9 protein-coding genes are annotated in these 11,936 nt (G+C 54.8%); 5 read left to right on the top strand and 4 right to left on the bottom strand.

Features of this window, described 5'->3' with window-relative positions; translation table 11 throughout:
- Nucleotides 1-367: 367 nt before the first annotated feature.
- On the top strand, nt 368-817 hold the full coding sequence (locus Q9I99_RS02040; RefSeq protein WP_301667449.1) for a pilin: 450 nt from the start codon (nt 368-370) through the stop codon (nt 815-817).
- Nucleotides 818-1,551: 734 nt separating this feature from the next.
- Entirely contained in the window at nt 1,552-2,118 is a 567-nt protein-coding gene (locus Q9I99_RS02035; RefSeq protein ID WP_301667448.1) for a manganese efflux pump MntP, read from the top strand.
- A 109-nt stretch (nt 2,119-2,227) separates the two neighbouring features.
- Here the strand turns inward: Q9I99_RS02035 and Q9I99_RS02030 are convergent, their stop codons facing one another.
- From Q9I99_RS02030 to Q9I99_RS02020, 3 genes are all read right to left on the bottom strand, one after another.
- Nucleotides 2,228-2,383, bottom strand: a complete 156-nt coding sequence (locus Q9I99_RS02030) for a hypothetical protein (protein WP_301667447.1) — start codon at nt 2,381-2,383, stop codon at nt 2,228-2,230.
- Nucleotides 2,384-2,399: 16 nt separating this feature from the next.
- Nucleotides 2,400-4,436: a M3 family metallopeptidase gene (locus Q9I99_RS02025; protein WP_301667463.1), complete on the bottom strand. Its 2,037-nt coding sequence runs from the start codon at nt 4,434-4,436 to the stop codon at nt 2,400-2,402.
- 84 nt (nt 4,437-4,520) lie between these two features.
- Nucleotides 4,521-5,393 (bottom strand): mechanosensitive ion channel family protein, encoded by an 873-nt coding sequence (locus Q9I99_RS02020; RefSeq protein ID WP_301667446.1) that lies wholly within the window; start codon nt 5,391-5,393, stop codon nt 4,521-4,523.
- 263 nt (nt 5,394-5,656) lie between these two features.
- On the opposite strand from Q9I99_RS02020, the gene gyrB reads away from it, so the two are divergent.
- Together gyrB and Q9I99_RS02010 are read left to right on the top strand one after the other, a co-directional pair.
- A complete protein-coding gene (gene gyrB, locus Q9I99_RS02015) occupies nt 5,657-8,047 on the top strand; it encodes a DNA topoisomerase (ATP-hydrolyzing) subunit B (protein ID WP_301667445.1) in 2,391 nt (796 codons plus the stop codon).
- Between the two features lie 98 nt (nt 8,048-8,145).
- A complete protein-coding gene (locus Q9I99_RS02010; protein ID WP_301667462.1) occupies nt 8,146-9,531 on the top strand; it encodes an L-serine ammonia-lyase in 1,386 nt (461 codons plus the stop codon).
- A gap of 70 nt (nt 9,532-9,601) precedes the next feature.
- Here Q9I99_RS02010 and Q9I99_RS02005 read toward each other — a convergent pair whose 3' ends face one another.
- A complete protein-coding gene (locus Q9I99_RS02005) occupies nt 9,602-10,033 on the bottom strand; it encodes an EamA family transporter (RefSeq protein ID WP_003761693.1) in 432 nt (143 codons plus the stop codon).
- 174 nt (nt 10,034-10,207) lie between these two features.
- Here Q9I99_RS02005 and Q9I99_RS02000 point away from each other — a divergent pair, with 174 nt between their 5' ends.
- Nucleotides 10,208-11,884 carry a formate--tetrahydrofolate ligase gene (locus tag Q9I99_RS02000; RefSeq protein ID WP_301667443.1) on the top strand — a complete coding sequence of 559 codons (1,677 nt, stop codon included), beginning with the start codon at nt 10,208-10,210 and terminating at the stop codon, nt 11,882-11,884.
- Nucleotides 11,885-11,936: the final 52 nt, after the last annotated feature.

Raw genomic sequence — 11,936 nt, 5'->3', positions numbered from 1 at the left:
ACCAACCCCACCCTGCCCCCCCCCAAAAAAAAAAAAAACCAAAAAAAACCCAATCTGACAAAATCTGACAAAAAACGTCAGCCCGAAACTGACAAAAATTGTCACAACTGACAAAAAACGTCAGCCTGCCGCATTATTCCGCCGCAAGCCGCGCCGCGTTGATATAAAAAATACCCATACCAAACAGACAAATAAAAAAATATTCTGTAAAATGCCGAGCCGAACCCGGTTTTGGCACGCCGCTTGCTGGTAAGAAGGCGAACCGAAGCAAAAAAGACCACGGTCAAATACATTACGGGTTTACGTTTGCGGCAGATACCGCAAATTTCCAATCAAACTTAAACATTTTCAAACAGGAGTCATCCAAATGAAAGCAATCCAAAAAGGTTTTACCCTGATCGAGCTGATGATTGTCATCGCCATCGTCGGTATCTTGGCAGCCGTCGCCCTGCCCGCATACCAAGACTACACCGCGCGCGCCCAAATGTCCGAAGCCCTGACTTTGGCTGAAGGTCAAAAAGCCGCAGTGGTCGAGTATTTTTCCGACAACGGAGTATTCCCTGCCAACAATGCCTCTGCAGGTATTGCTACTGCTTCTACAATTACAGGTAAATATGTGGCTAAAGTAGAAGTTGGTAAAGTAGGTACGTCTGGTGCCCAAATTACCTCTACCATGAAATCTTCCGGTGTGAATGCCGACATCAAAGGTAAAACTTTGACTTTGGTAGGTCAACAAAACTCCGGCTCGTTCTCTTGGGAATGTAAAAAAGGTACTGTGGACGACAAATTCCTGCCGTCTTCCTGCCGCACCAAATAAGGACAATGACCGGGTTTGACCCCGCCGTGAAAACAAATGCCGCCCGAACAGCCTGGGCGGCATTTCCTATTCCCCTTTGCCGCTTCAGACGGCATTCTCCGTCTGCCTTTGCCGTTTCAGACGGCATTCTCCGTCCGCCTTTGCCGCTTCGGCGGGCGTTTTTTATTAAACGTAAAATATCCCGTCATTCCCGCCAAACCCTCGTCATTCCCGCGCAGGCGGGAATCCAGGTTCGTTGGGTTTCCGTCATTTCCGATAAATTCTTGCAACTTTGAGTTTCTAGATTCCCACTTTCGTGGGAATGACGGGATGTAGGTTCGTGGGAATGACGCGGTGCAGGTTTCCGTGCGGATGGATTCGTCATTCCCGCCAAACCCTCGTCATTCCCGCTAAACTCTCGTCATTCCCGCGCAGGCGGGAATCCAGACCCTTCCGCACGGAAATTTATATTTCGTCATCCCACCATTCCCACCCTTACCGGTTCAAATCCGCACAAAAATCCGCATCCCGTCATTCCCACGAAAGTGGGAATCTAGAACGTAAAATCTAAAGAAACCGTTTTTCCCGATAAGTTTCCGTGCCGAAAGACCTAGATTCCCGCCTGCGCGGGAATGACGGGATTTCTATTTTTGATTTTTTGTTTTCGTGGGAATGGCGGGATGCGGGTTTTCGTGCGGCGTTTTTCGCGTTTTGCTGTTTTGCTATAATCCGCCCTTTTTAAGGACGGGTGCGGTATGGGTTTTTACGCTTTGCTCTTGATTGCGCTGGGGATGTCGATGGATGCGTTTGCCGTCGCGCTGGCAAAGGGTGCGGCGGTCAGGATGCCCCCGCGCAAAATTGCGGCAACGGCTTTGGTGTTCGGCACGGTTGAAGCGCTCACGCCGCTGGCGGGCTGGGCAGGCGGTTTTTATGCCAAGCCGTTTATCAGCGAATGGGACCATTGGGCGGCTTTCGTCCTGCTGGGCGGGCTGGGTCTGAAAATGATGCACGAAGGGTTGTCCGGCGAGGCGGAGGACGCGCGGGAAACCAAACGGGAAAGCTGGTGGTTGACGGTTTTGACTGCTTTTGGAACCAGTATTGATTCCATGATAGTCGGGGTGGGCTTGGCGTTTATGGAGGTAAACATTGCCTTTGCCGCCGCAATCATCGGTATGGTGACGACGGTGATGGTGGCGGTCGGGCTGACGGCGGGAAGGGCTTTGGGCGTATTGTTCGGCAGGCGTGCGGAATTTGCCGGAGGTTTGGTGTTGATTGCCATCGGTACATGGACGCTCTTGTCGCATTTGGGTTTGATTCAATGATGTCGGAAAATAAAATGCAAAAATATTCCGTCATTCCCACGAAAGTGGGAATCTAGGACGAAAAATCTAAAGAAACCGTTTTATCTGATAAGTTTCCGTACCGACAAAACTAGATTCCCGCCTGCGCGGGAATGACGGGATTTCTGTTTTTGATTTTTTGTTTTTGGGGAATGACGGGATTTTGGCTTGCTGTTTTTGTGAAAATGGCGAAACCGTGCAAATGCTGATGCCGTCTGAAACACTGTTTGATTGTTTCAGACGGCATTTTTTGTTCACATCGATCAAGCCGCGTTGTCGAAGCCGCTGTGGCGCAAGAGTGCGTCTATGCGCGGTTCGCGCCCCCGGAAGGCTTTGAAGGATTCTGCCGCACTGCGCGATCCGCCGACGGCGAGGATTTCCTGCCAAAAGCGTTTGCCTGTGGCGGCAACGTCGCCGCTTTCTTCAAAGGCGGCGTAGGCATCGGCACTGAGGACTTCCGCCCACGCGTAGCTGTAATAGCCTGCAGAATAGCCGCCGGCGAAGATATGGCCGAAGCTCAAGGCAAAGCGGTTGTATTCGGGCGGTTGGATAACGGCAACTTCTTCACGCACTTGGTCTAAAACCTGTTGCCAGTTTTTCAGACGGCCTTCGTCGCTTTCGCTGTAAATCATCATATCGAAGAGGGCGAACTCCATTTGTCGGACGAGGAACATTCCGCGTTGGAAGTTTTTGGCGGCAAGCATTTTGCCGAAGAGTTCTTTCGGCAGGGGCTCGCCGGTTTCTTCGTGGGCGGACATTTGCGCCAATACATTGTATTCCCAAACGAAATTTTCCATAAACTGGCTGGGCAGTTCGACCGCGTCCCATTCTACGCCGTTGATACCGGACACGCCCAGTTCGTCCACTTGGGTAAGCAGGTGGTGCAGGCCGTGTCCGGTTTCGTGGAAGAGGGTGAGGATTTCGTCATGGCTCAAGCGGGCTTCTTTGCCGCCGACGGGCGGGGTGAAGTTGCAGACGAGGTAGGCGGTGGGCAGTTGCAGCGTGCCGTCGGCGAAGCGGCGGCGGCCTTTGTAGTCGTTCATCCATGCGCCGCCGCGTTTGCCTTCGCGTGCGTACAAATCCATATAGACGCCGCCTATGGTTTTGCCGTTTTGCTCCAGCTCGAAGTAGCGCACGTCTTTGTGCCAGACGGGGACGGTTTTTTCGGTAAATCCGATGCCGTAGAGTTTTTTGATTTGGGCGAACAGTCCGTTTAATACTTTGCCGACGGGGAAGTATTTTTTGACTTCGGTTTCGCTGAACGCGTATTTGGCTTCGCGCAGTTTTTCGCCGGCGTAGCCCAAGTCCCACGGCTGCGGGTCGGCGAGGTTCAGGCTTTCGCGGGCGAAGGCTTTGACTTCGGCGAGGTCTTTTTCGGCGTAGGGTTTGGCGCGGCGGGCGAGGTCGTGCAGGAAGTTTAAAACTTGTTCGGGGGTGTCCGCCATTTTGGTTGCCAGCGACAGCTCGGCGTAGTTTTTGAAGCCGAGCAGTTTGGCGGTTTGCAGGGCGTTTTCGAGCGTGCGGTCGATGTTGGCGGTGTTGTCGAATTTACCGTCGTCTGAAAGTTCGCTGGCGCGGGTAACGTACGCACGGTAGATTTGTTCGCGCAGTTCGCGGTTGTCGGCGTATTGGATGACGGCAAGGTAGTGAGGAATCTGCAAGCCGATTTTGTAGCCTATTTTGCCTTCGCTTTGCGCGGCGGCGGCAAACATGGCGAGCGAGTCTTCGGGAATGCCGGCAAGCGGCGCGGCGTCGTCAAAGTAAATGCCGAACGCGTCGGTCGCGTCTAGGACGTTTTGCGAGAATTTGGCGGAGAGTTGCGCGCCTTCGGTTTGCAGTTTTGCCAGTTCTGCCTGCTGTTCGGGCGGCAATTCTGCGCCGCTCAATACGAAATCGCGCAGGTCGTGGTCGAGCTTGGTTTTTTGTGCTGGGGAAAGCGTTGCAAATTCGGGGGAGTTTTTGATGGTTTTGAAGCGGTTGTACAGCTCGATGTCTTGTCCGATTTCGGTGAAGAAGACGGTGATTTCGGGCATCAGTTCGTTATAGACGGCGCGCAGTTCGGGCGTATCGATGACGGAGTTGAGATGGGACACGACGCCCCAAATCCTGCCGACGCGTTCGGTGATGCCGGTCAGACGCTCGACGGTGTTTGCCCAGTCGGTGTGCGTTTGGGCTTTGATGGCGGCGATTTGTTCGCGCGCTTCGGCGATGGCGGTTTGGACGGCGGGTTTGATGTCTTCGGTTTTGATTTGGTCGAAACGGGGTTCTTCGCCCAAGTGGAGCAATACGTTATCGTTCATGTCGGGTTCCTTTGTGTGTTGTGCTTCAGACGGCATATCGGCAATATGCCGTCTGAAGCCGGAAATGGGGCCGGCCGGGGAAAGTTAAAGTGTTTCAGAGCCAGCGGGATGATTTAACAGGCGGTATTGTACGCGCAAAAATTCGTCCATGACGGCCTGTTGGATTTCCAGCCGCTTTGAAACGGGGGAAGCGAAGCGGACGATGATGCGGTATGCCTTGTCGTCGTACGGCACGCGGGTAACGCGCGGTCTGGCGGCGGGCGTGATAAACAGTTTTTCCGCCTGCACGTTTTCCAAATGCCGTTGGATGGCGGGGATGTAGGGCGCGCACAAGGGCTCGAGTACGGCTTTCAGACGGCATACGGCTTCATCCGAATCCAAATGGATGGGAACGGGGATTTCGACCGTATGGATGACATAGTCGCCCAAAATATTGTCGCGGCGCACGGGGTGGCTCAACAACAGGCTGTTGGGGAAAGAAACGGTGGTTCCCGCAAGCTGTCCGACCAAGGGGTTCGGACCGACCTGCATCATCAGCGTGTTCAACAGGTTGATATCGACCACGCGCCCGCGCAGGCCGTTGATTTCGATATAGTCGCCGACCGAGTATTGCTGGGTGGCAGACCTTAAAATACTGCCCGACAGACACATAATCAGTTCTTTTGTCGCCACGACGACCGCCGCCGCCACCGCAAACATCGACAAAGCCAGCGTTTGAATTTGCGCCGACCAGATAAATGCCAGCGAAAACAGCACCAAAAGCAGCGTTACATTGCGGCTGGCAACCAAAAACCGCCGCTTGCTTTCGATGCCGAAATCCGGATGCCGTCTGAAGTGGATGTTCAACAGAAGGGCGCGCGCCAGCAGCAAAGCCGCGACCGCCGCCACGGATTCGGCCGCCTCCGCGCGTATCGGGACGGCATCGAGCCAAGTGTCCAACATATTCCATATTTCCATTTCTGCACCCTGTCCGAAAAGTTTAGGGCGTAGATTTTAGTGGCAAAAAAACGCTTTTGCCACTTTGCCGGCAAATCCCGCCCCGTACCGGCCGCTAATGCGCCGCCCGCCCTTTCAGACGGCATACGGATGCGGATAACGCTGAATTAGGCGGCAAAATCGGCTATAATACACAACTATATACGCCGTCCCGCCCGCTTTTTTTACAAGGTGCGGACTGTTTTGGCGGCATCGCAAAATCTTTTCAAAATCCGGCAAAAAATATGACTGAACAAAAACACGAAGAATACGGCGCCGACAGCATCCAGGTGCTCGAAGGCTTGGAAGCGGTACGCAAACGCCCCGGAATGTACATCGGCGACACGCAGGACGGCAGCGGCCTGCACCACATGGTGTTCGAAGTATTGGACAACGCCATCGACGAAGCACTGGCGGGACATTGCGATAAAATCACCGTAACCATCCATGCCGACAATTCCGTCAGCGTGGCCGACAACGGGCGCGGTATGCCCACCGGCATCCACCCGAAAGAAGGACGCTCCGCCGCCGAAGTCATCATGACCGTGTTGCACGCAGGCGGCAAGTTCGACAACAACAGCTACAAAATTTCCGGCGGCCTGCACGGCGTGGGCGTGTCCGTCGTCAACGCACTGTCCGACTGGGTAACGCTGACCATCTACCGCGACGGCAAAGAACACTTCGTCCGCTTCGTACGCGGCGAAACCGAAGAGCCGTTGAAGGTTGTCGGCGATTCCGACAAAAAAGGCACGACCGTGCGCTTCCTTGCCAGCGCAGAAACCTTCGGCAACGTCGAATACAGTTTCGACATCCTCGCCAAACGTATCCGCGAACTTTCGTTCCTGAACAACGGCGTGGACATCGAATTGACCGACGAGCGCGACGGCAAACACGAAAGCTTCGCCCTTTCCGGCGGCGTGGCGGGTTTCGTGCAATACATGAACCGCAAAAAAACGCCCTTGCATGAAAAAATCTTCTATGCGTTCGGCGAGAAAGACGGCATGAGCGTCGAATGCGCAATGCAGTGGAACGACAGCTATCAGGAAAGCGTACAGTGCTTCACCAACAACATCCCGCAGCGCGACGGTGGTACGCACCTGACCGCATTGCGCCAAGTAATGACGCGCACCATCAACAGCTACATCGAAGCCAATGAAGTCGCCAAAAAAGCTAAAGTTGAAACCGCTGGCGACGATATGCGCGAAGGTTTGACCTGCGTGTTGTCCGTCAAACTGCCCGACCCCAAATTCTCGTCGCAAACCAAAGACAAACTGGTTTCCAGCGAAATCGGCCCCGTCGTCAACGAAGTCATCAACCAAGCCCTGACCGACTTCCTTGAAGAAAACCCGACCGAAGCCAAAATCATCACCGGCAAAATCGTCGATGCCGCCCGCGCGCGCGAAGCCGCCCGCAAAGCCCGCGAAATCACACGCCGCAAAGGCGTGATGGACGGTTTGGGGCTACCCGGCAAACTCGCCGACTGCCAAGAAAAAGACCCTGCCTTGTCAGAACTTTATCTGGTCGAGGGCGATTCCGCAGGCGGTTCCGCCAAACAAGGCCGCGACCGTAAATTCCAAGCCATTTTGCCGCTCAAAGGCAAAATCTTGAACGTCGAAAAAGCCCGTTTTGAAAAAATGCTCGCCAGCCAAGAGGTCGCCACCCTGATTACCGCGCTAGGCGCAGGCATCGGCAAAGAAGAATTCAACCCCGAAAAACTGCGTTACCACCGCATCATCATCATGACCGATGCCGACGTGGACGGCGCGCACATCCGCACCCTGCTCCTGACCTTCTTCTACCGCCAAATGCCCGAACTGGTCGAGCGCGGCTACATCTACATCGCCCAGCCGCCGCTCTATAAAGCCAAATACGGCAAGCAGGAGCGTTACCTCAAAGACGAGCTTGAAAAAGACCAATGGTTGCTCGGCCTCGCTTTGGAAAAAGCCAAAATCGTTTCAGACGGCCGCACCATCGAAGGCGCAGAACTTGCTGACACCGCCAAACAATTCTTGTTGGCGAAAACCGTTATCGAACAGGAAAGCCGCTTTGTGGACGAACTCGTCCTGCGCGCCATGCTGCACGCGTCGCCCATCGATTTGACGTCGTCTGAAAACGCCGATAAAGCCGTTGCCGAACTTTCCGGTTTGCTCGACGAAAAAGAAGTCGCCCTCGAACGCATCGAAGGACACGAAGGCAACCGCTTCATCAAAATCACCCGCAAGCTGCACGGCAACGTCATGGTCAGCTACATCGAACCCAAGTTCCTCAACAGCAAAGCCTACCAAACCCTCACCCAAACCGCCGCCGCGCTCAAAGGCTTGGTCGGCGAGGGTGCCAAGCTTTATAAAGGCGAGAACGAGTACGACGTGGACAGCTTTGAAACCGCGCTGAATATCCTGCTCCAAAACGCCCAAAAAGGCATGTCCATCCAGCGGTATAAAGGATTGGGCGAGATGAACCCCGAGCAGCTTTGGGAAACGACGATGGACCCCGCCGTGCGCCGTCTGTTGAAAGTGCGCATCGAAGATGCCATCGCCGCCGACGAAGTGTTCGTTACGCTGATGGGCGACGAGGTCGAACCGCGCCGCGCCTTTATCGAAAACAACGCGCTGATTGCCCAAAATATCGACGCATAAGTGCCGTTTTAAAAAAGGAGACGGGCAGCTTGCCGCGTCTCCTTTTGGTTTGTCAAACGGAAGCCATGCCGTCTGAAACCGCCTTTCGGAGCAAAACCATGATCAGCATTTTCGACATTTTCAAAATCGGTATCGGCCCTTCCAGTTCGCATACGGTCGGCCCGATGAAGGCTGCCGCCGCCTTTGCCGCAGGCTTGGACGCGCAAACCGCCCGTATCGTCATCGACATTTACGGCTCGCTCGCACTGACAGGGCGAGGGCACGGTACGTTTGACGCGCTGATGCTCGGTTTGGAAGGCAGCCTGCCGCACGATATTCCGCTTGCCGACATTCCCGACCGCCTCGAGCGTATCCGCACGCAGCACATCCTCCGCCTCAACGGGCAAGAAATCCACTTCATCCCCGACCGCGACCTGAACATACTCGGAAATCAAGTGCTGCCCAAACACCCCAACGGACTGCGTTTTACCGCCTATGCTTCAGACGGCACGGTATTGAAGGAACAGGTTTATTATTCGGTCGGCGGCGGGTTTGTCGTTACCGAAGAAGACTTCGAGCGGCAGGCGGAAACGGAAAAAACCGTTCCTTATCCTTACAACAGTTGCGCCGAACTGCTTGCCCGATGCCGTCTGAACCGGCTCGACATCTCCGAAGTCGTGTTGGCAAACGAAGCCGCGCTTGCCGGATGCGGCGAAGCCGAAATCCGCCGCCGTGTTGCCGGTGTTGCCGAGGTTATGGAAGGCTGCATCAAGCGCGGTTTGGCGGCAGACGGCGAACTGCCCGGCGGATTGAACGTCCGCCGCCGCGCCCCGCAGCTTGCCGCCAAGCTTAAAGTCCTGCGCGAAACCGAAATCGTCAACACCCAGCTTTGGCCGATGGTATACGCCATGGCGGTCAACGAAGAAAACGCCGCCGGTGGACGCGTCGTTACCGCGCCGACCAACGGCGCGGCAGGCATCATTCCCGCCGTATTGCACTATTTCCGCAAGTTCAATCCACACGCTACTCAGGAGCGTGTCGAAAACTTCCTGCTCACCGCAGGCGCAATCGGCATCCTCTACAAAACCAACGCCTCCATTTCCGGCGCGGATGTCGGTTATCAGGGAGAAGTCGGCGTAGCGTGTTCGATGGCGGCAGGCGCATACGCCGAAGTTATCGGCGGTACGCCCAAACAAGTGGAAAATGCCGCCGAAATGGCGATGGAACACCATCTGGGCCTGACTTGCGACCCCGTCGGCGGACTGGTGCAAATCCCCTGCATCGAACGCAACGGCATAGCCGCCGAAAAAGCCCTCAAACTCGGCACGCTCGCGCTCTTGGAAGACGGCACGGACAAGAAAGTCTCGCTCGACGAAGTCATCCAAACCATGTTGCAGACCGGCCGGGATATGAAGGCGACCTACAAAGAAACCTCCCTCGCCGGACTCGCCGCCACACTCCAGAAAAAAGCCATCCCCGTATCCGTGCGCGTGGTCGAGTGCTGAGAATGGACAGAAACGGAAATGCCGTCTGAAGACAGTTTTTCAGACGGCATTTCATTTATTTCTTGTAGGTTTACCGTTTCAGAGCCAGAGTCAACACACCTGCGGTTACCAAGCCCAAGCCTATCCATTCCTGCGTACTGGGGCGTTCGTCGAGGAAGACTACTGCCATCAGGGCGACCAGAACCAGGCTGAATTTATCGACGGGGGCGACTTGCGAGGCGTTGCCCAGTTGCAGGGCTTTGAAGTAGGCGAGCCAGGATGCGCCGGTGGCGAGTCCGGATAAAATCAGAAACGTCCAGTTGCGCCCCGTGAAGCCGTTCACGCCCTGCCATTTGCCGGTGTAGGTTAAAAACAATACCAAAGCGGCGAGGATGACCAAGGTGCGGATAAAGGTGGCAAAATCGGAATCTATTCCTTGTAAACCCATTTTGGCGAAGATGGCGGTCAATGAGGCGAAGCCTGCCGATGCCAATGCCCAAAACAGCCATGCGTTGCTGCCCATGTTTTCTCCTTGGATTGTGAACAATATGAACGGTATTTTTGTTGCAGCGTCAAAAATTTCACTGCGGGTTTGGTGCGGATAACGTTATAATATGCCTGATATTATTTTCAATCCACCTGTTTGCCGCCTGATGCTCTCAGACGGCATGTCCCTCCTCATTTCTAAAGGAAAATCATGAGCTTCAAAACCGATGCTGAAATTGCCCAGTCTTCCACCATGCGCCCGATTGGTGAAATTGCCGCCAAGCTGGGTTTGAACGCCGACAACATCGAGCCCTATGGTCATTACAAAGCTAAAATCAATCCTGCCGAGGCATTCAAGCTGCCGCAAAAACAGGGCAGGCTGATTTTGGTTACCGCCATCAACCCGACTCCGGCGGGCGAGGGCAAAACCACCGTTACCATCGGTTTGGCGGACGCGTTGCGCCATATCGGCAAAGATGCCGTGATTGCCCTGCGCGAGCCTTCTTTGGGACCGGTATTCGGCGTGAAGGGCGGCGCGGCGGGCGGCGGCTATGCCCAAGTTTTGCCGATGGAAGACATCAATCTGCACTTTACCGGAGATTTTCACGCCATCGGTGCGGCGAATAACCTGCTCGCCGCCATGCTCGATAACCATATCTACCAAGGCAACGAGTTGAACATCGATCCGAAACGCGTGCTGTGGCGTCGCGTGGTCGATATGAACGACCGCCAGTTGCGCAACATCATCGACGGTATGGGCAAACCTGTTGACGGCGTGATGCGTCCCGACGGTTTCGACATTACCGTTGCCTCCGAAGTGATGGCGGTATTCTGCCTTGCCAAAGACATCAGCGATTTGAAAGAGCGTTTGGGCAACATCCTCGTCGCCTACGCCAAAGACGGCAGCCCTGTTTACGCCAAAGATTTGAAAGCGAATGGCGCGATGGCGGCATTGCTCAAAGATGCGATTAAGCCTAACTTGGTACAAACCATCGAAGGTACGCCTGCCTTTGTACACGGCGGCCCGTTCGCCAACATCGCCCACGGCTGTAACTCTGTAACGGCTACCCGTTTGGCGAAACACCTTGCCGATTATGCCGTAACCGAAGCAGGCTTCGGCGCGGATTTGGGCGCGGAAAAATTCTGTGACATCAAATGCCGCCTTGCCGGTTTGAAACCTGATGCGGCGGTCGTCGTGGCGACTGTCCGCGCCCTGAAATACAACGGCGGCGTGGAACGTGCCAACCTCGGCGAAGAAAACCTCGACGCTTTGGCAAAAGGCCTGCCTAATCTGCTGAAACACATTTCCAACCTGAAAAACGTATTCGGCCTGCCTGTGGTGGTTGCCATCAACCGCTTCGTGTCCGATTCCGATGCCGAGTTGGCGATGATTGAAAAAGCCTGCGCCGAACACGGCGTTGAAGTTTCCCTGACCGAAGTGTGGGGCAAAGGCGGCGCGGGCGGCGCGGATTTGGCGCACAAAGTCGTCAACGCCATTGAAAATCAACCCAACGAATTCCGCTTTGCCTACGATGTTGAGTTGAGTATCAAAGACAAAATCCGCGCCATTGCCCAAAAAGTGTACGGTGCGGAAGATGTCGATTTCAGCGCGGAAGCATCCGCCGAAATCGCTTCGCTGGAAAAACTGGGCTTGGACAAAATGCCGATCTGTATGGCGAAAACCCAATATTCTTTGAGCGACAACGCCAAACTTTTGGGCTGCCCTGAAGGCTTCCGCATTACCGTGCGCGGCATTACCGTTTCTTCCGGTGCGGGCTTTATCGTCGCACTGTGCGGCAATATGATGAAGATGCCGGGCCTGCCGAAAGTTCCGGCCGCCGAGAAAATCGATGTGGACGCAGAAGGCGTGATTCACGGCTTGTTCTGAGCGGTTTTTGAAACCGGATGCCGTCTGAAGCCGTTTCAGACGGCATTTTTTC

The organism is Neisseria basseii, assembly GCF_962707005.1.
In the GTDB taxonomy this organism is placed as follows: Bacteria; Pseudomonadota; Gammaproteobacteria; order Burkholderiales; family Neisseriaceae; genus Neisseria; species Neisseria bergeri.
This window is presented reverse-complemented; position numbering and strand designations above follow the sequence as displayed.

Bases quoted from the DNA above. Each gene is read 5' to 3' on its own strand.
- Q9I99_RS02040 (WP_301667449.1), top strand. From the start codon at position 368: ATGAAAGCAATCCAAAAAGGTTTTACCCTGATCGAGCTGATGATTGTC.
- Q9I99_RS02035 (WP_301667448.1), top strand. From the start codon at position 1,552: ATGGGTTTTTACGCTTTGCTCTTGATTGCGCTGGGGATGTCGATGGAT.
- Q9I99_RS02030 (WP_301667447.1), bottom strand. From the start codon at position 2,383: ATGCCGTCTGAAACAATCAAACAGTGTTTCAGACGGCATCAGCATTTG.
- Q9I99_RS02025 (WP_301667463.1), bottom strand. From the start codon at position 4,436: ATGAACGATAACGTATTGCTCCACTTGGGCGAAGAACCCCGTTTCGAC.
- Q9I99_RS02020 (WP_301667446.1), bottom strand. From the start codon at position 5,393: ATGGAAATATGGAATATGTTGGACACTTGGCTCGATGCCGTCCCGATA.
- gyrB (WP_301667445.1), top strand. From the start codon at position 5,657: ATGACTGAACAAAAACACGAAGAATACGGCGCCGACAGCATCCAGGTG.
- Q9I99_RS02010 (WP_301667462.1), top strand. From the start codon at position 8,146: ATGATCAGCATTTTCGACATTTTCAAAATCGGTATCGGCCCTTCCAGT.
- Q9I99_RS02005 (WP_003761693.1), bottom strand. From the start codon at position 10,033: ATGGGCAGCAACGCATGGCTGTTTTGGGCATTGGCATCGGCAGGCTTC.
- Q9I99_RS02000 (WP_301667443.1), top strand. From the start codon at position 10,208: ATGAGCTTCAAAACCGATGCTGAAATTGCCCAGTCTTCCACCATGCGC.